Source organism: Pseudomonas sp. SC11, assembly GCF_047039205.1.
Lineage (GTDB): Bacteria > Pseudomonadota > Gammaproteobacteria > Pseudomonadales > Pseudomonadaceae > Aquipseudomonas > Aquipseudomonas boreofloridensis.
Genome location: NZ_CP178183.1, coordinates 4,652,174 through 4,678,550 on the forward strand (window position 1 = coordinate 4,652,174; position 26,377 = coordinate 4,678,550).

Annotated in this window: 21 protein-coding genes; 15 read left to right on the forward strand and 6 right to left on the reverse strand. The window is 62.7% G+C overall.

The features are described from left to right. Positions 1 to 5 precede the first annotated feature (5 nt). Positions 6 to 2,327, reverse strand: coding sequence for a penicillin-binding protein 1B (gene mrcB, locus ACK2SD_RS20805; protein ID WP_412460730.1), 2,322 nt, complete (start codon positions 2,325 to 2,327; stop codon positions 6 to 8). Positions 2,328 to 2,442: 115 nt separating this feature from the next. On the opposite strand from mrcB, the gene ACK2SD_RS20810 reads away from it, so the two are divergent. Together ACK2SD_RS20810 and ACK2SD_RS20815 are read left to right on the forward strand one after the other, a co-directional pair. Continuing rightward, on the forward strand, positions 2,443 to 4,005 hold the full coding sequence (locus ACK2SD_RS20810) for an AAA family ATPase (protein ID WP_029612656.1): 1,563 nt from the start codon (positions 2,443 to 2,445) through the stop codon (positions 4,003 to 4,005). A gap of 145 nt (positions 4,006 to 4,150) precedes the next feature. Then, positions 4,151 to 4,426 (forward strand): TfoX/Sxy family protein, encoded by a 276-nt coding sequence (locus ACK2SD_RS20815; RefSeq protein ID WP_029612657.1) that lies wholly within the window; start codon positions 4,151 to 4,153, stop codon positions 4,424 to 4,426. 208 nt (positions 4,427 to 4,634) lie between these two features. On the opposite strand, the gene ACK2SD_RS20820 is transcribed toward ACK2SD_RS20815, so the two are convergent. The 3 genes from ACK2SD_RS20820 to ACK2SD_RS20830 are packed head-to-tail and all read right to left on the reverse strand — an operon-like array spanning position 4,635 to position 7,320. After that, positions 4,635 to 5,402: a heme ABC transporter ATP-binding protein gene (locus ACK2SD_RS20820; protein WP_412460731.1), complete on the reverse strand. Its 768-nt coding sequence runs from the start codon at positions 5,400 to 5,402 to the stop codon at positions 4,635 to 4,637. Beyond that, positions 5,402 to 6,385: an iron ABC transporter permease gene (locus tag ACK2SD_RS20825; protein WP_317871456.1), complete on the reverse strand. Its 984-nt coding sequence runs from the start codon at positions 6,383 to 6,385 to the stop codon at positions 5,402 to 5,404. Before ACK2SD_RS20825 ends, ACK2SD_RS20820 begins: the two co-directional genes overlap by 1 nt. A 50-nt stretch (positions 6,386 to 6,435) precedes the next feature. Further along, a complete protein-coding gene (locus ACK2SD_RS20830) occupies positions 6,436 to 7,320 on the reverse strand; it encodes a heme/hemin ABC transporter substrate-binding protein (protein WP_412460732.1) in 885 nt (294 codons plus the stop codon). Between the two features lie 149 nt (positions 7,321 to 7,469). Between ACK2SD_RS20830 and ACK2SD_RS20835 the strand changes: the two genes are divergently transcribed. Next, positions 7,470 to 7,787 (forward strand): Rieske (2Fe-2S) protein, encoded by a 318-nt coding sequence (locus tag ACK2SD_RS20835; protein ID WP_029612661.1) that lies wholly within the window; start codon positions 7,470 to 7,472, stop codon positions 7,785 to 7,787. On the opposite strand, the gene sfsA is transcribed toward ACK2SD_RS20835, so the two are convergent. Together sfsA and ACK2SD_RS20845 are read right to left on the reverse strand one after the other, a co-directional pair. After that, on the reverse strand, positions 7,777 to 8,490 hold the full coding sequence (gene sfsA, locus ACK2SD_RS20840; protein WP_039575220.1) for a DNA/RNA nuclease SfsA: 714 nt from the start codon (positions 8,488 to 8,490) through the stop codon (positions 7,777 to 7,779). The two genes, ACK2SD_RS20835 and sfsA, sit on opposite strands and share 11 nt — an antisense overlap. Continuing rightward, a complete protein-coding gene (locus ACK2SD_RS20845; protein ID WP_412460733.1) occupies positions 8,490 to 9,662 on the reverse strand; it encodes a pyridoxal phosphate-dependent aminotransferase in 1,173 nt (390 codons plus the stop codon). Before ACK2SD_RS20845 ends, sfsA begins: the two co-directional genes overlap by 1 nt. Before the next feature lie 211 nt (positions 9,663 to 9,873). Here ACK2SD_RS20845 and dksA point away from each other — a divergent pair, with 211 nt between their 5' ends. The 12 genes from dksA to ACK2SD_RS20905 all read left to right on the forward strand — a co-directional run bounded on the left by dksA (position 9,874) and on the right by ACK2SD_RS20905 (position 26,296). Then, complete coding sequence (gene dksA / locus ACK2SD_RS20850; RefSeq protein ID WP_412460734.1) at positions 9,874 to 10,320, forward strand: RNA polymerase-binding protein DksA; 447 nt, start codon at positions 9,874 to 9,876, stop codon at positions 10,318 to 10,320. A 63-nt stretch (positions 10,321 to 10,383) separates the two neighbouring features. Continuing rightward, on the forward strand, positions 10,384 to 11,271 hold the full coding sequence (gluQRS, locus tag ACK2SD_RS20855; protein ID WP_039575215.1) for a tRNA glutamyl-Q(34) synthetase GluQRS: 888 nt from the start codon (positions 10,384 to 10,386) through the stop codon (positions 11,269 to 11,271). Positions 11,272 to 11,432: 161 nt separating this feature from the next. After that, positions 11,433 to 11,609, forward strand: coding sequence for a hypothetical protein (locus ACK2SD_RS20860; protein ID WP_003250005.1), 177 nt, complete (start codon positions 11,433 to 11,435; stop codon positions 11,607 to 11,609). Next, complete coding sequence (locus ACK2SD_RS20865; RefSeq protein WP_162889489.1) at positions 11,593 to 14,568, forward strand: sensor histidine kinase; 2,976 nt, start codon at positions 11,593 to 11,595, stop codon at positions 14,566 to 14,568. The genes ACK2SD_RS20860 and ACK2SD_RS20865 overlap by 17 nt, the downstream gene beginning before the upstream one ends. A 4-nt stretch (positions 14,569 to 14,572) precedes the next feature. Next, a complete protein-coding gene (locus tag ACK2SD_RS20870) occupies positions 14,573 to 16,021 on the forward strand; it encodes a sigma-54-dependent transcriptional regulator (protein WP_412460735.1) in 1,449 nt (482 codons plus the stop codon). 743 nt (positions 16,022 to 16,764) lie between these two features. Further along, positions 16,765 to 18,147 carry a polynucleotide adenylyltransferase PcnB gene (locus ACK2SD_RS20875; RefSeq protein WP_039575148.1) on the forward strand — a complete coding sequence of 461 codons (1,383 nt, stop codon included), beginning with the start codon at positions 16,765 to 16,767 and terminating at the stop codon, positions 18,145 to 18,147. Positions 18,148 to 18,149: 2 nt separating this feature from the next. Then, positions 18,150 to 18,629: a 2-amino-4-hydroxy-6-hydroxymethyldihydropteridine diphosphokinase gene (gene folK / locus ACK2SD_RS20880; protein WP_029613937.1), complete on the forward strand. Its 480-nt coding sequence runs from the start codon at positions 18,150 to 18,152 to the stop codon at positions 18,627 to 18,629. A gap of 251 nt (positions 18,630 to 18,880) precedes the next feature. Continuing rightward, complete coding sequence (panB, locus tag ACK2SD_RS20885; protein WP_412460736.1) at positions 18,881 to 19,681, forward strand: 3-methyl-2-oxobutanoate hydroxymethyltransferase; 801 nt, start codon at positions 18,881 to 18,883, stop codon at positions 19,679 to 19,681. After that, positions 19,678 to 20,541, forward strand: a complete 864-nt coding sequence (gene panC, locus ACK2SD_RS20890) for a pantoate--beta-alanine ligase (RefSeq protein WP_412460737.1) — start codon at positions 19,678 to 19,680, stop codon at positions 20,539 to 20,541. The genes panB and panC overlap by 4 nt, the downstream gene beginning before the upstream one ends. Positions 20,542 to 20,736: 195 nt before the next feature. Continuing rightward, positions 20,737 to 22,401 (forward strand): glucose-6-phosphate isomerase, encoded by a 1,665-nt coding sequence (pgi, locus tag ACK2SD_RS20895; protein ID WP_412460738.1) that lies wholly within the window; start codon positions 20,737 to 20,739, stop codon positions 22,399 to 22,401. An 11-nt stretch (positions 22,402 to 22,412) separates the two neighbouring features. Further along, positions 22,413 to 23,282, forward strand: a complete 870-nt coding sequence (locus ACK2SD_RS20900) for an oxygenase MpaB family protein (RefSeq protein ID WP_412460739.1) — start codon at positions 22,413 to 22,415, stop codon at positions 23,280 to 23,282. A 77-nt stretch (positions 23,283 to 23,359) separates the two neighbouring features. After that, positions 23,360 to 26,296 (forward strand): DUF748 domain-containing protein, encoded by a 2,937-nt coding sequence (locus ACK2SD_RS20905; protein WP_412460740.1) that lies wholly within the window; start codon positions 23,360 to 23,362, stop codon positions 26,294 to 26,296. Positions 26,297 to 26,377: the final 81 nt, after the last annotated feature.

The following is a 26,377-nucleotide window of genomic DNA, read 5'->3' on the forward strand; positions in this document are numbered from 1 at the left end:
GCCACTCAATTCATCCAGCCCTTGACCCAGTCCATGACCGACTCGGCAGGATTCTGCTCGCCGCCACAGGCCGTGCCGGGCGCTGGTTCGCTGCCGCGAATATACGGCATCTGCACCGCTCCCGGACAGCTGGCATCCGAGCCCTGGCCGCTGTGCGGGTCGATCCAGGCCAGGACCACGTTGTCCGGCTGCGGCATGTCCAACGGCAGCGGATCGGCCTTGCGCATGAAGCTGGTCCACACCTGCAGCGCACCGGTAGCACCCGTAAAGGGCGTCTTGCCGTTGTCGTCGCGGCCAAGCCAGACCACCGCCAGCAGATCCTGGCTGAACCCAGAGAACCAACTGTCGCGCGAATCGTTGCTGGTGCCGGTCTTACCTGCCAAGGTCAGGTTATTCGGCAGCACGTTGTACACCGAGCGTCCGGTGCCCTCGCGCATCACCCGCTGCATGGCGTTCTGCACCAGGTAAATGGCGCCGGGGTCGAAGGTCTGCTGGATCTGGAACGGGTAGCGCTTGAGCGGCTCGCCCTCGGCGGTCAGCACACTGCGAATACCGCGCATCGGCGTATTGAAGCCGCCATTGGCAATGGTCTGGTACATGGTCGCAACCTGCATCGGCGACATGCCACCGGCGCCCAGCAGCATCGAGGGGAATGCAGGCCAGTCCACCTTCACACCGAGGCGGCCGATGGTCTTGAGTACGTTGGGCACCCCCACCTCCAGGCCGAGCTTGGCCGTGGACAGGTTGAGGGAGTTGGCCAAGCCCTGATAGAGGTAGATGGTGCCGTGCGGGCGGCGGTCGTAGTTCTGCGGACGCCAGACCTGACCATCGGCGCCCTTGACCGAGAACGGTTCGTCCTGCACCCAACTGGTCAAAGTGTACTTGTTCGGTTGTTCGAGCGCGGTCAGGTAAACCGCGGGCTTGACCAGGGAACCGATCGGGCGCACGGCATCGATGGCCCGATTGAAGCCAGCGAAGCCCGACTGCCGACTGCCGATCAGCGCCTGCACTTCGCCGGTTTCCGGATTGGTCACCACCATCGCCGACTCGACCTCATCAGCACCTTTGCGGCCGGCCAGACGCTTGAAGGTGTCGGTCATGGCCGTTTCAGCCTTCATCTGCAGGATCGGATCGAAACTGGTGAAAATCCGCAGGCCTTCCTCGGTCAAGTCTTCATCGCGATAGTCCTGGCGCAGTTGACGCTTGACCAGGTCGAGGAACGCCGGGAAGGAGCTGTCTGCAAGGCTGCCGCGCTTGGTGACACCCAACGGCATCTTCTTCGCGGCATCGACGACCTCCTGACTGGCCACACCTTGCTGGGCCAGCAGGTCGAGCACCAGGTTGCGACGCTGCAATGCGCGCTCCGGATATCGCCGAGGGTTGTAATAGGACGGCCCCTTGACCATGCCCACCAGCAGCGCGATCTGGTGCAGCTTCAGTTCGGACAGCGGCTGGCTGAAGAAGAACTGGCTGGCAAGCCCGAATCCGTGTACCGCACGCTGACCATCCTGACCGACGAACACTTCGTTCAAATAGGCTTCGAGGATCTCGCGCTTGTCGTAGTGCAGTTCCAGCAGCAAGGCCATCATCGCTTCGGTCAGCTTGCGGCTGAGGCTGCGCTCGTTGGTCAGGAAGAAGTTCTTCACCAACTGCTGAGTCAAGGTGCTGCCGCCCTGGCGCATGGCGCCGGACGAAGTGTTGACCCACATGGCCCGGGCAATCGACTTGGGCGACACACCGTGGTGACTGTAGAAATCGCGGTCTTCGGTCGCGATCAGGGTTTCCAGCAAGTACGGCGGCACCTGATCGATATTGATCAGAATGCGGTCTTCGAGATTTTTCGGGTAGATGCCGCCAATCATCAGCGGCTCCAGCCGCACCACATCGAGCTTGGCACCGTTGGCGCCCGCCAGCCCGGCCACATAATCGCCGGAGAAGCGCACGCGCACGAACTGCGCAGGCTCCATGCCTTCGTAGAACTGGAAGCCACGGGTGTTGAGGTCCACCGTGCCACCGTTGACCGACGCTTCACCAGGACCGTTGACGGCGGTCTCACGGCGATAGCCCAGGGCATCGAGTTCGGTGAGGAAGTCATCCTTGCTCAGCTTCTGGCCTGTGAAGAGCTCCAGCGGCCGAGCATAGACCTTGGCCGGGATGGTCCAGCGCTTGCCGGAGAACTTCTCCTGGACGACAGCGTCGAGATACACCGCAAAGCCGGCGATCACCACCAGGCCGACCAGGCTGAGCTTCAGCGCCCAGCCCAGCCAGACGCGGGAGCGGCTGGGCGGACGTTTTTTCGGAGTTCGGGGATTTCGAGTTCGAGTCATGACGGCGGATTATACGCACTTTGCGAAGGCTGGGGTCGGCCTGCGGCGGTAGGCAGGGGCGGCTGCATTGACCATAATGTGAGCTTCGAATTCCCTGACCCCCGGAAGGATCTCCGTGAGCCAAGCCCTGATCAGCGCGCTGCAGAACCCCGCCCTCTACCCTCACGCCGTCGAGGGTTTCGAGCTCATCGAGACGCACATCTCCTGGGTGCTGCTCACGGGCGAATATGCCTACAAGATCAAGAAACCGATGAACTTCGGGTTTCTGGATTTCACCACGCTGGAGCAACGCCAGCATTTCTGTAACGAAGAGTTGCGCCTGAATCAGCGCCTGACCGACGGCCTCTACCTGGAAGTGCTGCCGATCACGGGCAGCGCCGACGCGCCACAGATCGGCGGCACGGGCAAGGCGATCGAATACGCCCTGAAAATGCGCCAGTTCCCCCAAGGCCAGATGCTCGGCACGCTGCAGGCCAACGGTGAACTGAACGCCGGACATATCGACCAGATGGCCCGGCAGATCGCCGAATTCCATCTGCAGGCGCCGCAGGTGCCGGTCGAGCACCCCCTGGGCACACCCGAATCAGTGATGGCGCCGGTCGAGCAGAATTTCGAGCAGATCCGTCCTTTCCTCACCGACAAGGCCGACCTGCAGCAGCTCGATGCCCTGCAAGCCTGGGCGCGCAGCAGCTTCGACCGGCTGCACGGCCTGCTGCAAGCGCGCAAACGCGACGGCTTCATTCGTGAATGCCACGGTGACATCCACTTGGGCAATGCCACCGTGATCGACGGCAAGGTGGTGATCTTCGACTGCATCGAGTTCAACGAGCCGTTTCGCCTCACCGACGTCTACGCCGACGTCGGATTCCTGGCCATGGACCTGGAAGACCGTGGCCTCAAGTGCCTGGCTCGCCGCTTCATCAGTCAGTACCTGGAGCTGACCGGCGATTACCAGGGCCTGGAGTTGCTGAACTTCTACAAGGCCTACCGGGCCCTGGTGCGGGCCAAGGTCGCCTTGTTCAGCATGGCGCCTGACGCCGACGGCATGCAACGCGCCACCACCCTGCGCACCTACCGCAAGTACGCCGATCTGGCTGAAAGCTACAGCGCCATTCCTTCGCGCCTGTTGGCCATTACCCATGGCGTCTCGGCGGTGGGCAAGAGCCACGTGGCCATGCGCTTGGTGGAATCGCTGGGAGCGATTCGCGTACGCTCGGATGTGGAGCGCAAGCGTCTATTCGGTGAACAGCCCGTACACAGTACCGGCGAGTTGCAAGCCGGGATCTACGACCAGGAAGCAAGTACAGCGACCTACCAGCGCCTGAACGCTCTGGCAGACACCATCCTGCGCGCCGGTTTCCCCGTCGTGCTAGACGCCACCTACCTCAAGCGCGAACAGCGCAAGGCCGTAGCGAATGTGGCCAGTAGCACAGGCGTGCCTTTCCTGATCCTCGACTGCCAAGCCCCCGAGGCGGTCATCATCAGTTGGCTTGAGCAGCGTCAGACGGAAAATGTCGATCCATCCGACGCCACGCTGGAGGTCGTCAAGGCTCAACAAGCCAGTCGCGAGCCACTGGACGACGAGGAAGCGGTCCACGGCAAGCGTGTCGATACCCATGAAAGCGCCAGCATGGACCAGTTGATCGAGCAGATCCGCCAGCGCCTGCCGGGTTTGTGACAAGCGCGGGGTGATCGAAGTGGCACATGGGCAGTCCGTCGTCATCCGATGGCGAAAGGCCGCGCCTGTGCCAAGCCCCGCTACACTCCAGTCTGACCGTTCGCGATTTATCCACAGAACCGATCGGCCAGCGCAAGGAGGCTCGATGAATGATGAGTTGCAGCATCTGAAGAATCTGGGCAAGACCTCTGCGCAGTGGTTGCATGCCTCCGGCATCCACAGCGTATCCGACCTGCGCCGCCTGGGTGCGGTCGGCGCGTACCAGGCAGTCAAGACCCGAGGGTTCCGTGCCTCGAAGGTATTGCTGTACGCCATAGAAGCCGCACTGCTGGACATGCATTGGAATGACCTGCCGGCCGAGCGCAAACAAGCGCTGAACCAGCAGTTGGATGCCAAGACGGTCCCGCAAAAAAAATCGTGACGAGTGAAAAAAGAGGTTGACCACGAAATGAGAATCGTTATGATTATCACAACTGGTCGCGAGACTGGTTGGGTAAACTGAAAGCCCCTGGTTCGGACTCTCAGATTATCTCCTCATCAGGCTAATCACGGTTATTGACCCGGCAATTTGCCGGGTCTTTTTTTGCCTGGACAACGCTCGTTGATCGAACACACCCGTGCCAACAACGTCAGCGGGCGATGATCAGCGGATGCCCCAATTCTGGATGCGCCTGCACCAGCACATCGATGCCAAACACCGATTTCAGCGCCTGGGGTGTGAGCACCTCGGTGGGCGCTCCGTAGGCATGGGTCCTGCCCTGCTCAAGCAACAGGATATGGTCGCAGTAGCGCGCTGCCAGATTCAGATCGTGCAGAATCAGCAAAACGGACGCTCCGCAATCCGCGAATCGCCGCACCGTTTGCAGGGTCGTATGCTGATGCAGCGGATCCAGCGCCGAGGTGGGTTCGTCGAGCAGTAGAATCGCGCCTTCGTTACCGGGCCACAACTGGGCCAGTACCCGCGCCAGGTGCACGCGCTGGCGCTCGCCTCCGGACAGTGCCAAGTAGTTGCGCGCGCTCAGATGCAAGACATCGGCGGCCTCCAGCGCCGCGTCGATGATCTGCCGGTCAGACTGTTGCCCGCTGTCGTGAGGTAAGCGCCCCATGCCCACCACCTCTTCGACGCTGAAAGCGAATCCGAGACTGGACGCTTGCGGCAACACCGCCAGGCGCCGAGCGCGCTCTGGGCCCGACCACTGCGCGAGGTCCCTCCCATGCAGCCTGACCTGACCCTGACTGGGCGCTAGCTCACCGCTCAAGCTCCCCAGCAGGCTGCTTTTGCCTGCACCATTGGGTCCCAGTACGCCCAACACCTTCCCGGCGCGCAACTGCAGGTTGATATCACGCAGGACTTCGGCACCGCCTCGGCTGAGCGACAAGCCCTCGACTTCGAGCATCAGCGGTTCCTCCTGACCAATAGGAACAGAAAGAAGGGTGCACCGATGAATGCCGTGACGATACCGATGGGCAACTCGGCAGGCGCCAGCGCCAGCCGCGCCACCAAGTCGGCGAACAGCAGCAGCGCGCCGCCAGCCAGCAACGAGGCCGGCAGCAGTACACGGTGGTCCGGCCCTGCAAGCAGTCGCACCAAGTGCGGCACAACCAGTCCGACAAACCCGATCAACCCCGCCGCAGCCACCGCCGCACCCACGCCCAGGGCCGTGCAGAACACCAGTTCGCGCTTGAGTGCCTCGACCTCGATACCCAGATGACGGGCCTCCGACTCGCCCAGCAACAAAGCATTGAGCGCCCGCGCCCGACGCGGCAGCCACAGACTCACGCCCAGCGCCACGAGCAGCAGCGGCCACAGACGCTGATAGCTGGCGCCGTTGAGACTGCCCAGGTTCCAGAAGGTCAAGGTCCGCAAAGTGGCGTCATCCGCCAGATAAGTGAACAGCCCGACTGCCGAACCACCCAGCGCGGTCATGGCGATACCGGCCAACAGCATGGTGGCGACGTCCGTCTGCCCGTCACGTCGGCCCAGGCGATAGACCAACGCAGTGACGCCGAGCCCACCTATGAACGCACAGAACGAGAGCAAGTAGGGCGCCAGGAGGTCGGGTAAGCCACCCACCCAGCTTCCACCGACAATGGCGACGGCGGCACCGAACGCCGCGCCACTGGCGACACCGACCAAGCCGGGGTCGGCCAGCGGATTGCGAAACAGCCCCTGCATGGCCACACCGGACAGTGCCAGCACGGCGCCAACCGCCAGTCCCAACAACGTGCGCGGCAGGCGAATCTGACCGAGGATCAGCTCGGCCTGCTCAAGCCCCGCGCCTTGGAGCGGCAACCCCAGCAATCGTGCGCCTGCGCGCAGGACGTCGAGCAACGGCAGGCTGACCGGCCCCAGTGCCAGTGACAACCACACCGCCAGCACGCACAGAAGGGTAAGACCGATGAACAGCGCGCGCGGGCGGACGCGTTGCCTCATGGGGCGAAACTGGCCTTGTCTGCCGGATAGAACGCCGCTGCCAGCTCATGCAGTGTGGCTGGGAGGCGTGGCCCTAAACCACCGACCAACAAGGTGGGATCCAGCGAAAGCAGGCGCTTGTCGCGTGCCGCACGCGACGCAGCAAGCCCCGGATTCTCCTTGAGCAAAGCAGCGAGCGCCTGGTCACCCGCCAGGGCACGGTCAGAGAACACCACCACATCCGGGTCCAGCCCAGCCAGCGCTTCGACGGAAAAGTTCTTGTAACCCTGATGATCGGCCAGGTTGCGCGCACCCGCTTGACGCAATAGCCAATCGCCTGCCGTGCCCTGCCCCGCGATCAGCGGCTTGGCACCGGCATGCCCGACCAGCAGCAGCACGCCTGGCGCGCGCTGGTGAGCCTGGGCCTGTTCGATCTTGGTGCTCAGTGCCTCGAGCTCACGATGGTAGCGGGTCGTCAGCTCGCGGGCTTGTTGCTGGGCTCCGAGCAACTCACCCAGGTGCGCAAGATTCTGGTCCACTGCTGCCAGATCGGCTGCGCTGGAAAACAATTCGACACGCACGCCCGCCGCACGGACCTGCGCCAACACCGGCGGCGGCCCCATTTCTTCAGTCCCCACCAGCACATCGGGACGCAGGCTCAGAATGCCTTCGGCCGACAGCTGGCGTTGATAGCCAATGCTCGGCAAGGCCTTGAGCGACGGCGGATGCTGGCTAGTGGTGTCGACGCCGACCAGACGCGACTCACCTCCCAGGGCACTGATCCATTCGCTCAGCGCACCGCCCGCGCTGACCCAGCGCTGGGCGGGAGCTTCAGCCAACGCCTGGGTCGAAAGCGTAAAGCCGGCCAAGAGGATGAATAGAGCAGCCGTACGACGCATCATCGGGTTACCTCGCAGAAGACAGCCGAGCACCTTGAGGCCCTCGGCAGAACTGCGCACCATAGGAAGGCTGACGCAGTGAATACGGTCAATTTGATAATTATTCGCATTGATGCGTCAAGCGACTACCGCTTTCGAGAGTTACGCCTACCATGCATTTCCTCTGCCCCACCGAATCACTAGCCGAAGGCAGCAGCCGCGCCTTCAGCGTAGCCGGTCAATCGCTGTTCGGCGTGCGCCGTCAGGGTCGGGTCTACCTCTACCGAAACCGCTGTCCACACCGCGGCATCGCGCTGAATTGGGATGAGCAGGCCTTTCTCGACGACAGCGCCAGCCTGATTCACTGTGCCCATCATGGGGCACTGTTCCTGATCGAATCCGGCGAGTGCATCGCCGGGCCTTGCGAAGGCGAAGCCCTGCACGCACTGGACTGTCATGAGGACAGCAGCGGCATCTGGCTCAAGGATTGAGCAGCACCGGCAAGCGACGTTCGAGCACGATCTGCTCGGCATCCAGGCGCGCGCCATAAGCCAATACTTCGACGCCGTCAGCCACCGCAGCGCGCAACGCCTTGGCGTAGGCCGCATCGATTTCCTCGGCCGGGCGTACCGCCTCTATCCCTGTGAGATTGACGCAATACAGTTGCACCGCGCGAATGCCCTGGCGCGCCAATGCCGCCAACTCGCGCAAGTGCTTGGCGCCGCGCTGGGTCACGGCATCCGGAAAGGCAGCCACCGTGCTGTCGGGATAGCCCAGGGTGACGCTCTTGACTTCGACGTAGGCCGGGCCCTCGGCGAATTCGAGCCGAAAATCGATGCGACTGCCCTCCTCGCCATACGCCACTTCGCGCCGCAGCGCGGTGAAGCCGGCCAGTTCGGCGATGACGCCAGCGCGCAGGGCCTCGTCGACCAAGGCGTTGGCCCGACCGGTGTTGACGCAGGCCAGGCGCCCCTGCGGCGTCTCGCTGATCTCCCAGGTGCCGGGCAGCTTGCGCTTCGGGTCGTTGGAGCGGCTGAACCATACCTGTCCACCCTCACGCATGCAGTTGAGCATGGAGCCGGTGTTCGGGCAGTGAATGGTCAAGTGCTCGCCACTGTCCAGTTCGATATCGGCAAGGAAGCGCTTATAGCGGCGCAGCAGGCGCGCCCGTTCGAGTGGAGGATCGAAGCGCATCAGCCTTGCCAGCTCCGCAGACCGCGCTCGATGCGCTGCACCGCCTGCTCAAGACGCGGCAGGCTCTGGGTGTAGGCAAAGCGCACATGGTGGCCGGCCTGGTGGCGACCGAAATCCAGGCCGGGCGTGAAGGCCAGATGCTCTGTTTCGAGGAAATGCCGGCAGAACGCGAAGGCGTCGCCGCCAAAGGCGCTGATGTCGGCATATAGATAGAAAGCGCCTTGCGGCTCTACGGCGATTCCGAAGCCCAGCCCGCGCAGGGCAGGTAGCAGATAATCACGGCGGCGGGCGAACGCCGCACGGCGCTCTTCGAGAATCGCCAGGGTGTCGGGCTGGAAACAGGCGAGCGCCGCATGCTGGGCCATGCTCGGGGCGCTGATGTAGAGGTTCTGGGCCAGTTTCTCCAAATCGGCCACCGCCGAGGGCGGCGCGACCAGCCAGCCGAGGCGCCAACCGGTCATGCCGAAATACTTGGAAAAACTATTCAGTACGAAGGCTTCGTTATCGACCTCCAGCACGCTGGGCGCTTGCATGCCGTAGGTCAGGCCATGATAGATCTCGTCCACCACCAGATGCCCATGGCGCTCGCGCGTGGCCTGAGACAGGCTGGCCAAGTCGTTGCGATCCAGCACCGTGCCGGTCGGATTGGCAGGTGAGGCCACCAAGGCACCGACGGTGTCCTGGTTCCAGTGGCGCTGCACCAGGTCGGCGTTGAGCTGGTAATTCACTTCCGGCCCCACCGGTACCAGTTGCGCGCCGCCCTCCACCAAACGCAGGAAATGGCGATTGCACGGATATCCAGGGTCGGCCAACAGCCAATGCTTGCCTGGGTCCACCAGCAGACTGCTGGCCAGCAGCAATGCACCGGAGCCTCCGGGGGTGATCAGGACACGCTCGGGATCGACCGACACGCCGTAGCGTTGGCCATAGAAACCGGCGATCGCCTCGCGCAACGCCGGCAGACCGCGGGCGGCGGTGTAGCGGGTGTGGCCGGCGGCCAGCGCGGCCTGACCGGCCTCGACGATCGGCGCGGCGGTGGTGAAGTCCGGCTCGCCGATCTCAAGGTGAATCACATCATGACCTGCCGCTTGCAGCTCATTGGCCCGTGCCAGCAGGGCCATGACATGGAAGGGTTCGATGGCGCGACTGCGCGCGCTGTAGGGATAGGCCATGACCTTCTCTCGTTTGGGACTAGACTGATGATTCTACTGTCGACCGACACAGAACGGACGCTGCGGGCCGCTGTCAATACCTCGGATCGGGCGGGCTAGCGCAACCCCCGACCTATCTGGTAAGTTCGGCGGCTCGCAGTCGCAGGGCCGGCGGTCGCCGGAAATGGAGCATCCTGCGCATTGGATCAGATGAGTGAGAGGCGGTCTATTCATGTCCACCGTAGAAAAGCAAAAAACCGGTCAGACCATGTACGGTGTCGAGCCCTATGTCGAAACCAAGGGTGAGGAATACATGGGCACTCCCATGCGCGCGCACTTCACCAAGCTGCTCAGCGCCTGGAAAGGCGAGCTGATGATCAGTGTGGACCGCACTGTGGACCACATGAAGGACGAAGCGGCGAATTTCCCGGACCCGGCCGACCGTGCGAGCCAGGAAGAAGAATTCGCGCTTGAACTGCGCAACCGCGATCGCGAACGCAAGTTGATCAAGAAGATCGACAAGACCCTGCAGAAAATCCAGGACGAGGAATACGGCTGGTGCGACACCTGCGGTATCGAGATCGGCCTGCGCCGGCTGGAAGCTCGCCCAACGGCCGACCTGTGCTTCGACTGCAAGGAAATTGCCGAGAAGAAGGAAAAATCGGCCGGCAAGGGCTGATCCTGACTTCATCCGAATGGGGCGCATCTAGCGCCCCATTTCATTTATATGCCTGACATGCCCATGAAAGACTCCCGCTATATAGGCCGCTTCGCCCCCACTCCCAGCGGTTTCCTGCACTTCGGCTCACTGGTCGCCGCCCTGGCCTCCTGGCTCGACGCACGCGCCGCAGGCGGCCGATGGTTGCTACGCATGGAAGACACCGACCCGCCCCGCGAGATGCCTGGCGCGCGCGACGCCATTCTGCAGACGCTGGAGCGCTACGGCCTGCACTGGGACGGCGAGGTGGTCTTCCAGAGTCAGCGCCACGACGCCTATGCCGCCGTGGTCGATCGGCTGTTCAGCATGGGCCTGGCCTACGCCTGTACCTGCTCGCGCAAGCAGCTCGAGGGACATGGCGGCCTCTATCCCGGCTTTTGTCGCAACGCGGGCCATGCTCGCGAAAACGCGGCCATCCGCATCCGGGTCCCTGAACTGATCTACCGCTTCGACGACCGCGTGCAAGGTCGCTTCGAGCAGCATCTGGGCCGCGAGGTGGGCGATTTCGTCATCCAGCGTCGCGACGGACTGTACGCCTATCAACTGGCGGTGGTCCTGGACGATGCCTGGCAGGGAGTTACCGACATCGTGCGTGGCGCCGACCTGCTCGACAACACGCCGCGCCAGCTGTACCTCCAGGAATTGCTCGGCTTCTCGCAGCCGCGCTACCTGCACATCCCGTTGATCACCCAACCTGACGGGCACAAACTGGGCAAGACCTACCGCTCGCCGCCGCTGCCGGCCGAACAGGCGACACCGCTGCTGCTACGAGCACTTCGAGCGCTGGGTCAGCAGGCACCGGCAACGCTGTCGAGCGCGCCCCCCAGTGAGGTGCTGGCCCAAGCGATCGCGCAATGGCGCCCCGACGCGATCCCGGCGCGGCCCTCGTTACCCGAGGCCGAACTGAGCTGATGCCACGGCGCACCCGCCGGCCACCGCGCCTTTCTGCGTGATAAAAAGCCCAGCCAATTCAAATCCTTGGCGAACGAGTGCGAATCCCGCTAGCATCGCCCCGGACATTTGCGCCAATAATAAGAAGCTCACTTGCGCAGCACCTTGCCATCGAGGCCCGCATGTATATCTATCGCTTGGTCCTGCTTCTGGTCGTGGGGATCTACCTGTTCTCCCCGGCCATCATGGACTGGTGGATCGAACCGACCGGAGCCTGGTATCGCCCTTACCTGCTCTGGCTGATCCTGATCGTCGTCACCTTCATCCTGCAGAGCCAACGAGATGCCGATGAGCTTTAGCCTGACCCAGATGATCCTGATCAGCGCCGCCTACCTGCTGGTGCTGTTCGGCGTGGCCTGGATCAGCGAGCGCGGGCTGATCCCGCGCTCGGTCATCCGCCATCCCCTGACCTACACGTTGTCCTTGGGCGTCTACGCCAGCGCCTGGGCCTTCTACGGCTCGGTAGGCCTGGCCTACCAATACGGCTATGGTTTCCTTGCCTGCTACCTGGGCGTGTCCGGCGCCTTTCTGTTGGCCCCCGTTCTGCTCTATCCGATCCTCAAGATCACCCGCACCTACCAGCTCTCTTCGCTGGCCGACCTGCTGGCCTTTCGCTTTCGCAGCACCTGGGCCGGCGCCCTGACCACGGTGATCATGCTGATTGGCGTGCTGCCGCTGCTGGCCCTGCAGATACAGGCGGTGGCCGACTCCATCAGCATCCTCACCGGCGAACCGGTCAAGGCACGGGTCGCCTTCGCCTTCTGTGTGCTGATCGTGCTGTTCACCATCTTCTTCGGCTCGCGGCACATCGCCACCCGCGAAAAACACGAAGGCCTGGTGTTCGCCATCGCCTTCGAGTCGGTCATCAAGCTGCTGGCACTGGGCGGCATCGGCCTGTATGCGCTGTACGGCGTGTTCGGAGGTCCGCACGAGTTGGAAGTCTGGCTGCTGCAGAACCAGACCGCACTGGCAGCCTTGCACACCCCGCTGCAGGAAGGCCCATGGCGCACCTTGCTGCTGGTATTCTTCGCCTCGGCCATCGTCATGCCGCACATGTACCACATGGCCTTCACCGAGAACCTCAGTCCCCGCGCCCTGGTCAGTGCCAGTTGGGGCCTGCCGCTGTTCCTGCTGCTGATGAGCCTGGCGGTGCCGCTGGTGCTGTGGGCCGGTCTGCGCCTGGGCGCGAGCACCAATCCAGAGTACTTCACACTAGGCCTGGGCATCGCTGCCAATAACGAAGCGCTGGCCTTGCTGGCCTATGTCGGCGGGCTTTCCGCCGCCAGCGGCCTGATCATCGTCACCACCCTGGCGCTGTCGGGCATGGCGCTCAATCACCTGGTGCTGCCGCTGTACCAGCCACCGGCCGAGGGCAATATCTACCGCTGGCTGAAGTGGACCCGTCGCGCCCTGATCGTGGCGATCATCACTGCGGGCTTCGTCTTCTACCTGACCCAGAATACCCACCAGAGCCTGGCCAATCTTGGCATCGTCGCCTTCGTCGCCACCCTGCAGTTCCTGCCCGGCGTGCTCTCGGTGCTGTACTGGCCGACCGCCAACCGCCGCGGCTTCATCGCGGGCCTGCTGGCTGGCACCCTGGTCTGGCTGGTGACCATGCTGCTGCCACTGCTGGGCAACGTGCAAGGCTTCTACATTCCCTTGCTGGACATGATCTACGTACTGGACGACACCAGTTGGCACATGGCAGCCATCGCTTCGCTGGCCGCCAACGTCCTGCTGTTTACCTTGATATCGCTGTTCACCAATGCCAGCAGCGAGGAAGTCAGCGCCGCCGAGGCCTGTGCCGTGGACAACGTGCGCCGCCCACAGCGTCGCGAACTGCACGCTGCCTCACCCCAGGAGTTCGCCACCCAACTGGCCAAGCCGCTGGGGGCCAAGGCCGCACAGAAAGAGGTCGAGCAGGCCCTGCGCGACCTCTACCTGCCGTTCGACGAGCGCCGTCCCTACGCCCTGCGTCGACTACGTGATCGCATCGAAGCCAACCTTTCGGGACTCATGGGTCCCAGCGTGGCCCAAGACATGGTCGAGACTTTCTTGCCCTACAAGTCCGGGAACGAGAACTACGTCACCGAAGACATCCACTTCATCGAAAGCCGGCTGGAAGACTACCACTCGCGCTTGACCGGCCTTGCCGCCGAACTCGACGCCCTGCGCCGCTATCACCGCCAGACGCTTCAGGAACTGCCCATGGGCGTCTGCTCGCTGGCCAAGGATCAAGAGATCCTGATGTGGAACAAGGCCATGGAGGAACTGACCGGAATCGCCGCCAAGCATGTGGTGGGGTCGCGCCTGATCACCATCGCCGAACCCTGGCGCGGTTTGCTCGAAGGCTTCATCAACCTGCCTGACGAGCACCTGCACAAACAACGCCTGGCGCTCGACGGCCAGCCGCGCTGGCTGAACCTGCACAAGGCGGCGATCGACGAACCGCTGGCTCCGGGCAACAGCGGCCTGGTGCTGCTGGTCGAAGACCTCACCGAAAACCAGGCGCTGGAGGAGAAGCTGGTGCACTCCGAACGCCTGGCCAGCATCGGTCGCCTGGCGGCGGGCGTGGCCCACGAAATCGGCAACCCGATCACCGGCATCGCCTGCCTGGCGCAGAACCTGCGCGAGGAACGCGAAGACGACGGTGAGATCATCGAGCTGTCCAGCCAGATCCTTGAGCAGACCAAGCGCGTGTCACGCATTGTCCAGTCACTGATGAGCTTCGCCCACGCCGGTGGCAGCCATCAGAACAACGAAGAACCGGTGGCCCTGGCCGAGGTGGCGCAGGATGCGATCGGGCTACTGGCCCTGAACCGGCGCAATTTCGAGGTGCAGTTCTTCAACCTGTGTGACCCCGACCATTGGGCCGAAGGCGATCCGCAGCGCCTGGCCCAGGTACTGATCAACCTGCTGTCCAACGCCCGCGATGCCTCGCCCCCGGGCAGTGCGGTGCGTGTGCGTAGCGAAGCGAGCGAACACACCGTCGACCTGATCGTCGAAGACGAAGGCAGCGGCATTCCGAAAAACATCATGGATCGCCTGTTCGAGCCGTTCTTCACCACCAAGGATCCAGGCGAAGGAACCGGACTGGGGCTTGCGCTGGTCTATTCCATCGTGGAAGAGCATTATGGGCAAATCACCATCGACAGCCCGGCCGATCCTGATCGGCAATGTGGCACACGGATCCGCGTGACCCTGCCCCGGCATGTCGTAGCGACGTCCCCTGACATTCGAGACCGTCGAGAGAATTGAATCAATGCCGCACATTCTGATCGTCGAAGACGAAACCATCATTCGCTCGGCCCTGCGCCGACTGCTGGAACGCAACCAGTATCAGGTCAGCGAAGCCGGCTCGGTACAGGAAGCCCAGGAGCGCTTCAGCATTGCCTCCTTCGATTTGATCGTCAGCGACCTGCGCCTGCCCGGCGCTCCCGGGACCGAACTGATCAAGCTCGGAGAAGGCAAGCCGGTGTTGATCATGACCAGCTATGCCAGCCTGCGCTCGGCAGTCGATTCGATGAAGATGGGCGCGGTGGACTACATCGCCAAACCGTTCGACCACGATGAAATGCTGCAAGCCGTCGCCCGCATTCTGCGCGACCGCCAAAGTGCTTTCGCCAGCGCCACCACTGCCGCCGAACCAAGCCGCACCAGCAAGGGTGGGGCAGCCGAAAAGCCCATGAATGCCCCGGCCAATGGCGAGATCGGCATCATCGGCGCCTGTGCGCCCATGCAGGACCTGTTCAGTAAAATCCGCAAAGTCGCGCCCACCGACTCCAATGTGCTGATCCAAGGCGAGTCCGGCACCGGCAAGGAGCTGGTGGCGCGCGCGCTGCATAACCTCTCGCGCCGCGCCAAGGCGCCGATGATTTCCGTCAACTGCGCGGCGATCCCGGAGACCCTGATCGAATCCGAGCTGTTCGGCCACGAAAAAGGCGCCTTCACCGGTGCCAGCGCCGGCCGCGCCGGCCTGGTGGAGGCGGCAGACGGTGGCACTCTGTTCCTCGACGAAATCGGCGAGTTGCCGCTAGAGGCCCAGGCTCGCCTGTTGCGTGTGCTTCAGGAAGGCGAGATCCGCCGGGTCGGATCGGTGCAGTCGCAAAAGGTCGATGTGCGCCTGATCGCCGCTACCCACCGTGACCTGAAGAACCTTGCCAAAGCAGGACAGTTCCGCGAAGACCTCTACTACCGCCTGCATGTCATCGCCCTCAAGTTGCCGGCCCTGCGCGAGCGCGGGAGCGATGTCAACCAGATCGCCGATGCCTTCCTCGCTCGCCAGAGCGCACGCATCGGCCGCGACGACCTGCATTTCGCGGCCGATGCCGAGCAGGCCATTCGTCATTACCATTGGCCCGGGAACGTGCGTGAACTGGAAAACGCGGTCGAGCGGGCAGTCATCCTCAGCGAAAGTCCGGAAATATCGGCCGATCTGTTGGGCATCGATATCGAATTGGCCGACCTGGACGACGACATGCTCGAAGGTCTTCACCCAGCAGGTGGCGCCAGCACCAGCAACGCCAGCCACGAACCTACCGAGGACCTGTCGCTGGAAGACTATTTCCAGCATTTCGTACTCGAGCATCAGGACCACATGACCGAAACCGAACTGGCACGAAAACTCGGCGTCAGTCGCAAGTGCTTGTGGGAACGGCGCCAGCGCCTGGGTATCCCGCGACGCAAGAGTAACGTAGCCAGCGAAAACTGATCATTCGCGACGCGGGATACGCCCAACGTGTAGCACCGGACATGTCCCGCCGAGCCCCCGCCTTCACCGTGCCATCCCGCAACACCCCTCTGACGTGAAAAATCTGTTACCTCGTCCGCCCTTGGCGTAACAAACCGAGGCATACGGTAACGAAATCTCATCATTTCGCCGACAAGCATCACGCCTAAAATCGCCCAAACCCCCGATTTCATTGGCCCTCACAAAGTTGGCACGGCACCTGCTATATCTTTCGTACAAGAACAATAACAAGCACGGCAATTCAAAATAAGAACAAGACGAAACGACTCACGCATAACAAGAACAAGACGGCGGAGGCGCAGCTAACTGATTCTTTTGGAGAGGCGTTGTGTTTGGGCTTGCCCCACAACCAGGCTGAGAACAACAACACTGCACTAAAGCAGCGCCTGAACTGGTTGGATCGAATGATCAGCATGACTCAGCGACCAAAGCAATCCGTTTGCTCTTCACCCCGAACATGGGGTCGTCCACAGCGTAAATATCGGTGGACAGGGCACTCAACAAAAACAAGAAGCCCGATAAAAAAACAATAAGAGCACGCAACGACTTGAAGGGGAGCTTAGGCTCCCCTTGTCGTTTCCACCCCCGTCAGAATCTCTTCACGGCACCGCCTACACCATCCCGACAGTAAATGCTAGAATCCCCCGCCATCATGCGGCCATTCTCCTAGTCTTGGCCGAACATTCCTTCATACAGTGCATCCCATGCTGAAGAAGCTGTTCCAGTCGTTCCGTCCTCCCCTCCGTGGTCAGCACAGGCGCACCACGCCTGAGGTGATCAATCAGAGCCAGCACTCGCTCCAGCGCAGCCAGTTCAGCCGCCACGCCGTGAGCATCGTCGAGCGCCTGCAGAGCGCTGGGTACCAGGCCTATCTGGTCGGCGGCTGCGTGCGTGACCTGCTGCTGGGCATCGCCCCCAAAGACTTCGATGTCGCCACCAGCGCCACACCCGAGCAGGTCCGCGCCGAGTTTCGCAATGCGCGGATCATCGGTCGCCGGTTCAAGCTGGTGCATATCCATTTCGGCCGCGAAATCATCGAGGTTGCCACCTTCCGTGCCCACCACAGCGAGGAAGACCAAGGCGACACCCACCGTTCGTCGCACAACTCCAGCGGACGCATTCTGCGCGACAACGTCTACGGCACGCTCGAAGACGATGCCCAGCGCCGCGACTTCACCATCAACGCGCTGTACTACGATCCGGTCAGCGAGCGCATCCTGGACTACGCCAATGGCGTGCACGACATCCGCAACCGTTTGCTGCGCCTGATCGGCGATCCTACTCATCGCTATCAGGAAGATCCCGTCCGTATGCTGCGGGCGGTGCGTTTCGCCGCCAAGCTGGATTTCGGCATCGAAAAACATACCGTTCAGCCCATCCGCGACCTGGCCAAGCTGTTGCGCGAGATCCCGCCAGCACGCCTTTTCGAGGAAGTGTTGAAGCTGTTCCTGTCCGGCCACGGGGCGATTGCCTTCGAGATGCTGGTCGATTTGCAGTTGTTCGAGCCGCTGTTCCCAGCCAGCGCCCAAGCGCTGGACGAACGCCCAAGCTACACCCACACCTTGATCAGCCAGGCGTTGAGCAACACGGACCTGCGCGTCAAGCAAGGCAAGCCGGTCACCCCAGCCTTCCTGTTCGCTGCTCTGCTCTGGCCTGCCCTCCCAGCGCGCTCGCTGTTCCTGCAGAGTCAGGGAGTGCCGCCAATCCCGGCGATGAACGAAGCCGCCCACGACCTGATCGCCGAGCAGTGCCAGCGCATCGCGATTCCCAAGCGCTTCACCCTGCCGATCCGCGAGATCTGGGACATGCAGGAGCGCCTGCCACGGCGCAGTGGTAAACGCGCCGACATGCTGCTGGACAACCCACGATTCCGGGCCGGTTACGATTTCCTGCTACTGCGCGAAAGCGCCGGCGAGGAAACCGACGACCTTGGCCAGTGGTGGACCGACTACCAGGATGCCCACGACAGCGAACGCCGCGACATGATTCGCGAACTGGGCAGCCGCGATGACGGCGCCTCGACCACGCGCAAGCGCAAGCGCAGTGGCAGCAAGCGCAAGTCCGGCGGCGAAGGCAGCTTCGACTGAGCATGACCGTTCGCGCCTACATCGGCCTGGGCAGCAACCTGGACGCCCCCGACGAGCAATTGCGCAGTGCGCTCCAGGCTGTGGACCGCATCCCCGCGACACGCCTGGTCGCCGCCTCGGGCCTGTATGGCAGTGAATCCTTGCTGCCCGGCCAGCCCCGCTACACCAATGCCGTCGCGGCACTCGACACCCGCCTGGCGCCGCTAGCGCTGCTCGACGCCTTGCAAGGTATAGAGAACGACCAAGGCCGAGTGCGCAAGGAGCGCTGGGGACCGCGCACGCTCGACCTGGACATACTCCTGTTCGGCGACGACGTCATCGATATCCCCCGGCTAAAAGTGCCTCATTACCATATGCACGCCCGCCCGTTCGTGCTCTACCCTCTGGCCGAACTGGTACCCGCCGACTTCACCCTGGCCGACGGTCGTCGCCTCGCGCAACTGCTTCAGGCCTGCCCCTTCGTGGGGCTGGAGCGCCTGTAATCCGGGCACTTCTGCCATCGGTAACGGCAGTAACACTCCGGGCGTAACAATGCGGTAACAGGGTCATTGACTTCCCCCACCTCGCTCACGACTATAGGCGTCCCGCGGCGCCCGTCAGCCGCTCTCTACCCATTTAGGCCCGGACAGCCCTGTGACCCGAACATCACGCACGATGATGTGCCGCTCCGGAAGATGAATACACGCGTTGTACGCAGTCGTTTTTCACAGCGCCTGAACGAGGATCTCGCTACATGCCTGAAGTCACCCTCACCACCCTGCATGGCCTGAAGGCCAAGGGTGAGAAAATCACCATGCTGACCTGTTACGACGCTACCTTCGCCAAGGCCGCAAGCCAGGCCGGCGTCGAAGTACTGCTGGTCGGCGACTCGCTGGGCATGGTCCTGCAAGGCCATGACAGCACACTGCCAGTCACCACCGCCGAGATGGCCTACCACACCGCCTGTGTCAAACGCGGCAACCAGGGTGCGCTGATCCTCGCCGATCTGCCGTTCATGGCCCACGCCACCCTCGAACAATCGTTCAGCAACTGCGCCACGCTGATGCGTGCGGGGGCGCACATGATCAAGGTCGAGGGCGCCGCCTGGCTGGGCGACACTATCCGCCTGCTGGCCGACCGTGGCGTTCCGGTCTGTGCGCACATGGGCCTGACACCGCAGACAGTCAATGTACTGGGCGGCTACAAGGTCCAAGGCCGCGAAGAGGCCCAGGCGCAGCAGATGCGCGCCGATGCCCTCGCCCTGCAACAGGCAGGCGCGGCCATGCTATTGCTCGAATGCGTACCCAGCGCGCTGGCTACGGACATCGCCCAGGCTGTGAGCATTCCAGTGATCGGCATCGGTGCCGGCAGCGGGACCGATGGCCAGGTGCTGGTCCTGCATGACATGCTCGGCCTGTCCCTCAGCGGTCGCGTGCCGAAGTTCGTGAAGAACTTCATGGCGGGTCAGCCCAGCATCGACAGCGCCCTGGGGGCCTACGTCAAGGCGGTCAAGGACATCTCCTTCCCGGCACCTGAACATGGGTTCAGCGCATGAATACCGTCAAGACCGTCCGTGAACTACGCGCTGCAGTAGCGCGCGCTCGCGGCGAAGGCAAGCGTATCGCCTTCGTCCCGACCATGGGCAACCTGCACAGCGGCCATGCCGCTCTGGTCGTCAAGGCGGCCCAGCGCGCCGACTTCGTGGTTGCCAGCATCTTCGTCAACCCGCTGCAGTTCGGCGCCGGCGAGGATCTGGACAAGTACCCGCGCACCCTGGTCGCCGATCAGGCAACGCTGCTGCAGGCAGGCTGCAACCTGCTGTTCGCGCCAGCGGTCGAGGAGATGTATCCCGATGGCATGGGCGTGCAGACCCGAGTCAGCGTGCCGCATCTGTCAGAGGGACTGTGCGGCGCCAGCCGCCCGGGCCACTTCGAAGGTGTAGCGACCGTGGTGAGCAAACTGTTCAACATGGTTCAGCCGGATCTAGCCGTGTTCGGTGAGAAGGACTATCAGCAACTGGCAGTCATTCGCGCCATGGTGCGCGACCTGAACATGCCGATCCAGATCATCGGCGAGCCGACCGTGCGTGCCGAGGACGGCTTGGCGCTGTCCTCGCGCAACGGCTACTTGAGTCCGGACCAGCGCGCTACGGCGCCGGTGCTGTATCAGGTCCTGCGAGCGCTGGCCGAAGGACTGGGTCGCGGTCGGCGCGATTTCTCGACGCTGCTCGCCGAAGGTCAGGCGCACCTGGTCACTGCCGGACTGCGTCCGGACTATCTGGAAATCCGCCATGCGCTGACGCTCAAGCCAGCCGTGATCGACGACCGAGACCTGGTCATTCTCGCGGCGGCTTATCTGGGCACTACGCGGTTGATCGACAACCTCTACCTGCACCTTGAAGAGCCTGCTGCATAAGACCTTGCAGGCTCTGCGCAGACAAACGCGCAGAGCCTGCTCGCAGCACCTTGCCGCATTTCTCGCAAAAATTTCATCCCCCGCAGCACCGCTCCCATTCCCGCCATCGGACCAATGCCTATAATGGCCTTTTCTTGCAACTGGCAATGACTGCCAGTGTCCAAGCCAGACCATGCCCGAAGGAAACCACCCGCAATGGCGTATTACCGCACTCCCCACGACGTGACGGCCCTGCCCGCCTGGCAAGCGCTCAAACAGCACCGCGACGCCATGCAGGGGTTCAGCATGCGAGAAGCCTTCGCCGCCGACCCCAAGCGCTTCGAGCAGTTCTCGCTCAGCAGCTGCGGCCTGTTCCTGGACTATTCGAAGAACCTGATTACCGAGCAGACCCGCGACCTGCTGGTCGACCTGGCGCGGGAAGTGGGCCTTGAAGAGGCAATCAAGGCCATGTTCAGCGGTGAGATCATCAACGGCTCCGAAGGCCGTCCTGTGCTGCACACCGCCCTGCGCCGCCCGGTCGGCGACAAGCTCAATGTCGGCGGCGTCAACGTGATGCCGGAAGTGCACAAGGTGCTCAACCAGATCACCGAACTGGTAGGACGCATCCATGACGGGCTGTGGCGCGGCTACAGCGAGAAGCCGATCACCGACGTGGTGAACATCGGTATCGGCGGCTCCTTCCTGGGCCCGGAGTTGGTCTCCGAGGCGCTGCTGCCGTACGCCCAGCGCGGCGTGCGCTGCCATTACCTGGCCAATATCGACGGCAGCGAATTCCATGAACTGTCGGCCAAGCTGCGTGCCGAGACCACCTTGTTCATCGTTTCGTCGAAATCGTTCAACACCCTCGAAACGCTGAAGAATGCCCAGGCTGCTCGCACCTGGTACCTGGCCCAGGGCGGCTCGGAAGCCGAGCTCTACCGTCACTTCATCGCGGTCTCCAGCAACAAGACCGCCGCCGTGGCGTTTGGTATCCGTGAAGAGAACATCTTCCCGATGTGGGACTGGGTCGGCGGGCGCTATTCGCTGTGGTCGGCCATCGGTTTGCCGATTGCCCTGGCCATCGGCACCGCCAACTTCAAGGAACTGCTGTCTGGGGCCTATACCATGGACCAGCATTTCCAGACGGCACCGTTCGAGAAGAACATGCCAGTGCTGCTCGCCCTGTTGGGCGTGTGGTACGGCAATTTCTGGAACGCCAGTAGTCACGCCATCCTGCCCTACGATCACTACCTGCGTAACATCACCAAGCACCTGCAACAGCTGGACATGGAGTCCAATGGCAAAAGCGTGATGACCGATGGCTCGCCGGTGAAGACCGAGACCGGCCCAGTGATCTGGGGCGGCGTGGGCTGCAATGGTCAGCACGCCTATCACCAGTTGCTCCACCAAGGCACCCAGATGATCCCGGCCGACTTCATCGTGCCGGTGGTCAGCTTCAACCCAGTGGCCGACCACCACCAGTGGCTCTACGCCAACTGCCTGTCGCAGAGCCAGGCCCTGATGCTCGGCAAAACGCGCGAGGAAGCAGAAACCGAGTTGCGCGCCAAGGGCCTCAACGAAGCGGACGTGGAAACGCTTGCGCCACACAAGGTCATTCCGGGCAACCGTCCGAGCAATACGTTGGTGGTCGAGCGCATCAGCCCGCGGCGCCTGGGCGCGCTGGTGGCGATGTACGAGCACAAGGTGTTCGTGCAGAGCGTGATCTGGGGCATCAACGCCTTCGACCAGTGGGGCGTCGAACTGGGCAAAGAGCTAGGCAAAGGCGTGTACCAGCGTCTGGTGGGCAGCCTTGAGGAAAGCGCAGAGGACGGCTCGACCCAAGGTCTGATCAACTACTTCCGCGGACGTCACCGCGGTTGATCCACACGCCCGTGGAAGCACTGCGTCGCCGTATCGAAACTCAGCTGATGAGCATGACCGGGCTTGCGCTCGGTCAACTCGACCTGGAGTCGCCCAAGGGCGATCCGGGCCTGTTTGGTCCACACAGCGTGAGCTGGCGGGTCCATGGCGACTTCCCCAGCATGCTGATCGGCGGCATCAGTGCGCTGATGCTGCAACTGCTCCACCCCCTGGCGCTGGCCGGGGTGTGGGACCATTCCAACTTTCGTGAAGATTTGCTCGGACGCCTGCGTCGGACCAGCCAATTCATCTCCGGCACGACCTTCGGCTCGACCCAGGATGCGCAGTGGCTGATCGAAAAGGTCCGCAAGATTCACCTTCAGGTCGTCGGCATTGCGCCCGATGGACGCCCCTACGCAGCCAGCGACCCAAACCTGCTCACCTGGGTGCACGTCGCCGAGGTGAGCAGCTTCCTCGCCGCACATCTGCGCTACCGCAACCCGCAGATGTCCGCTGGCGACCAGGACGCCTACTACGCGGAAATCGCCCTCGTCGCCGAGCGACTAGGTGCGCGCGATGTGCCGCGCTCCTGCAGGCAAGTGCAAGACTATCTGCAAAGCATGCGCCCGCAATTGTGCTGTGATGACCGTAGCCTGGAAGTCGTGCAAATCCTGCTCGCTGCGCCGGCGCCCAGCCGAGTTGCGCAGCCGGTTGGCACACTCATGCTGCAGGCAGGCATCGACCTGCTGCCCTTATGGGCCAACGATCTCCTCGGGCAACGTCAGAGTTCGCTCAAGCGCCAGTTAGTACGTCTCGGGGTGAAGCAGATCGCGCCGATACTGCGCTGGGCGATGCGCAATGGCTCGGCTCAGCGTGCCCGCAGGCGGATGGACCTGATCTAGGGTTTGTCCGATGTTTCGGAACCGATCAGCCGTGCCATACTCCAAGGCACCTCCGTTCGCGACAGACGACGCCGCACATGCCCAAAGGATTGATCCGCGCCATCGGCGCCCTGCTAGCCATCGTGGCCCTCTACAGCCTCATGGGTTTCTTCATCCTCCCCGGCGTCGCTCTGCGCATCGCCAACCAGCAGTTGGCCCACTACGCCACCGTGCCGGCACACCTGCAGCGCATCGAGTTCAATCCTTTCACCCTCGAATTGACCTTGTGGGGCCTGCAGGTGGGCGAGCCAGGGAAGGAGCAGGTCGGGTTCGAGCGCCTCTATGCCAATCTCTCACTCGACAGTCTGTGGACCCGAGCCCTGCATCTGGACGCCATCGAGCTGGACAAGCCGCGCACCGAACTGCTGTTCGCCAAGGATGGCAGCCTCAACCTCTCACACCTGTTCAAGCTGCCGCCAAGCGAGCCCAAGGCGGACGAAACGCCAAGCGACCCCTTCCCACTGCGCATCGCCCGCATCAAGCTCAACGAAGGCTACCTGCACTTCCAGGATCTGCGCCCGAGCGAGCCCATCGAGTTTCTCTACGACTCGATGAACCTGGAGCTTAAGAACCTCAGCACCCTGCCCGACGACAGCGCGGATATGACACTGGTAGCCAACGGCCCCAATGGCGGTCGGATTGACTGGAGTGGCAACCTCAGCCTGTCCCCGATCGCCTCCGAAGGCACCCTGAAAATCACCGACGGCAAAATGAAGCTGTTCTGGCCTTATGTGCGCGACGCCGTGCCGCTGGTGCTCGAGGACGGCAAGCTCAGCCTCGACACGCATTACAAGCTCAACCTGTCCAAACAGACCGAACTGTTGCTAGACAACGCCTCGCTGCGCATCGCACCGTTCGCCATTAAGGCGCCGGATGGCCGTAAACTGGCCCGTCTGGCGAAGCTGGAAATCAGCGACACCTCGGTCGATCTCGCCAAGCAACGGGTCAGCGTTGGCAAGGTCCGCAGCGAAAAGCTCGAAACCTGGGCCGCACTTGAGCGCGATGGTCAGCTCGACTGGCAGAAGCTGTTCGCCAGCCAGCCGGCCAAGGTCACACCCAAGCAAAAGGCCGAGCCAGCTACCGCCGAGCCCGTTGCCCCCGAACAGGCCGCAGCGGCGCCAAGCAAGCCCTGGCAGGTACTGCTCAAGGACGTGCAGGCACGCGATTACTTGATCCATCTGGCAGATCGCAGCCAACAGGCCCCCGTAGAGCTCGATGTAGGCCCGCTGAATCTCGACCTCAAAGGCTTCGACAGCCTGAACAAGTCGCCTTTCACCTTGAAACTGGACACCGGTATCGGCCGTCAGGGCAAGCTGCAGGCCGCAGGTCAAGTCAACCTCGCGCCAGTCACGGCCAAGCTGAATGTCAGTACCCGCGACATCGACCTGCGCGTGGCCCAGGCCTACATCAGTCCCTTCATTCGCCTGGAACTGCGCAGCGGCATGCTCGCCAGCGATCTCGACGTCGACCTCAAGGGTACCCAGCCACTGGCCTTCAGCGTCACCGGCAAGGCGCAGGTCAATCAGTTACACACCCTCGACACCATCAAGGGCCGAGACTTCGTCAAGTGGCAGCAGGTCAACGTCGATGGCTTGTCCTACGTGCATGGCAATGCACTGTCGATCGACAAAGTCACCCTGCAGCAACCCTACGCGCGCTTCATCATCAACGAAGACCGCACCACCAGCATCGACGACCTGCTGATCCCGCAAACCAGCGCAAGCTCGTCCAGCGGCGAGCGCAAACCGGCTACCGCCAGCACTGAAAAACCGCTGGGCATCCACATTGGCCAGATCGACATCAACGACGGTTCGGCCAACTTCGCCGACCTGACCTTGACACCCAATTTCGCCACGGCCGTTCAGCAGCTCAACGGCCAGATCGGCACCATCGACAATCGCCAGTCGCAGCCAGCCAAAGTCGATGTCCAAGGCAAGGTCGACCGCTATGCGCCAGTCACCATCAAAGGCGCGTTGAATCCGTTCGATCCGATGGCCAGTCTAGACATCGCCACGCGCTTCCGGCGCGTCGAACTCACCACGCTGACGCCGTATTCGGGCAAATTCGCCGGCTACCGTATCCGCAAAGGGCGCCTGGACCTCGACCTGCACTACGTGATCACCAAGGGCCAACTCAAGGCCGAGAACAAGGTGGTGGTCGAACAGTTGCAACTGGGCGAGCGCGTCGACAGCCCTGATGCCGTGGACCTGCCGATTCGCCTGGCGGTGGCATTGCTCAAGGACACCCACGGCCGCATCTCGATCGAGCTGCCCGTCTCCGGCGACCTGAACAACCCACAGTTCAGTGTCATGCCGATCGTCTGGCAAACGATGCGCAATCTGGTGCTTCGCGCAGCGCAGGCGCCATTCAAGTTCATCGGTGGACTGATCGCTGGCGGCGGCTCGCAGGACTTGGGCACGGTAGCCTTCGCGCCTGGCTCCAGTGATCTGAGTACCCCTGCCAAGGGCGATCTGGACAAGCTGGCCGCTGCATTGAAGCAGAGGCCCGAGCTACGCTTGGAAATCGAAGGCACCAGCGCGCAGACCAGCGATGGCCCGTTGATTGCCCAGCAACGCCTGGAGCGCGAATACCAGAGTACCTGGTACAAGATCCTCCAGCGCCGCGGCGACAAGGTTCCAGCCAACGCCTCGATGCTGGTGGTCGACGACAGCGACAAACCGGCAATGCTCGAGGGCATCTATCGCACTCGCCTCAAACAGCAACCGCCGGCCGAGTGGGAGAAGCTGAGTCGCGACGAGCGCACGACCAAGCTGCGCGAGGCGGTTATCACGTCTTGGGCAGAAAGCGCCGCACTGTTGCGCAGCCTGGCCCAGGAACGCGCTAGCAGCATCAAAGACTACTTGGTGGATCACGGTAAGCTCGAAGATGATCGGGTGTATTTCATCGATACCACACTCGGTAAAGCCGAAGCTGACGGACGTGTGATCACACCGATGCATCTGGATGCGGAGTGAATCCTGAGCAGAGCCCCAAGCTTTGTGCTCGCTCAGCAAAAAGCCCCGGCCAATGGCCGGGGCTTTCGTTCTACTGGCCCG

Coding starts and splice junctions, on each gene's coding strand:
- dksA (WP_412460734.1), top strand. CDS start 9,874: ATGTCCACCGTAGAAAAGCAAAAAACCGGTCAGACCATGTACGGTGTC.
- ACK2SD_RS20875 (WP_039575148.1), top strand. CDS start 16,765: ATGCTGAAGAAGCTGTTCCAGTCGTTCCGTCCTCCCCTCCGTGGTCAG.
- folK (WP_029613937.1), top strand. CDS start 18,150: ATGACCGTTCGCGCCTACATCGGCCTGGGCAGCAACCTGGACGCCCCC.
- gluQRS (WP_039575215.1), top strand. CDS start 10,384: ATGAAAGACTCCCGCTATATAGGCCGCTTCGCCCCCACTCCCAGCGGT.
- ACK2SD_RS20815 (WP_029612657.1), top strand. CDS start 4,151: ATGAATGATGAGTTGCAGCATCTGAAGAATCTGGGCAAGACCTCTGCG.
- sfsA (WP_039575220.1), bottom strand. CDS start 8,490: ATGCGCTTCGATCCTCCACTCGAACGGGCGCGCCTGCTGCGCCGCTAT.
- ACK2SD_RS20845 (WP_412460733.1), bottom strand. CDS start 9,662: ATGGCCTATCCCTACAGCGCGCGCAGTCGCGCCATCGAACCCTTCCAT.
- pgi (WP_412460738.1), top strand. CDS start 20,737: ATGGCGTATTACCGCACTCCCCACGACGTGACGGCCCTGCCCGCCTGG.
- ACK2SD_RS20835 (WP_029612661.1), top strand. CDS start 7,470: ATGCATTTCCTCTGCCCCACCGAATCACTAGCCGAAGGCAGCAGCCGC.
- ACK2SD_RS20830 (WP_412460732.1), bottom strand. CDS start 7,320: ATGATGCGTCGTACGGCTGCTCTATTCATCCTCTTGGCCGGCTTTACG.
- ACK2SD_RS20865 (WP_162889489.1), top strand. CDS start 11,593: ATGCCGATGAGCTTTAGCCTGACCCAGATGATCCTGATCAGCGCCGCC.
- ACK2SD_RS20905 (WP_412460740.1), top strand. CDS start 23,360: ATGCCCAAAGGATTGATCCGCGCCATCGGCGCCCTGCTAGCCATCGTG.
- ACK2SD_RS20860 (WP_003250005.1), top strand. CDS start 11,433: ATGTATATCTATCGCTTGGTCCTGCTTCTGGTCGTGGGGATCTACCTG.
- panB (WP_412460736.1), top strand. CDS start 18,881: ATGCCTGAAGTCACCCTCACCACCCTGCATGGCCTGAAGGCCAAGGGT.
- ACK2SD_RS20820 (WP_412460731.1), bottom strand. CDS start 5,402: ATGCTCGAAGTCGAGGGCTTGTCGCTCAGCCGAGGCGGTGCCGAAGTC.
- panC (WP_412460737.1), top strand. CDS start 19,678: ATGAATACCGTCAAGACCGTCCGTGAACTACGCGCTGCAGTAGCGCGC.
- mrcB (WP_412460730.1), bottom strand. CDS start 2,327: ATGACTCGAACTCGAAATCCCCGAACTCCGAAAAAACGTCCGCCCAGC.
- ACK2SD_RS20870 (WP_412460735.1), top strand. CDS start 14,573: ATGCCGCACATTCTGATCGTCGAAGACGAAACCATCATTCGCTCGGCC.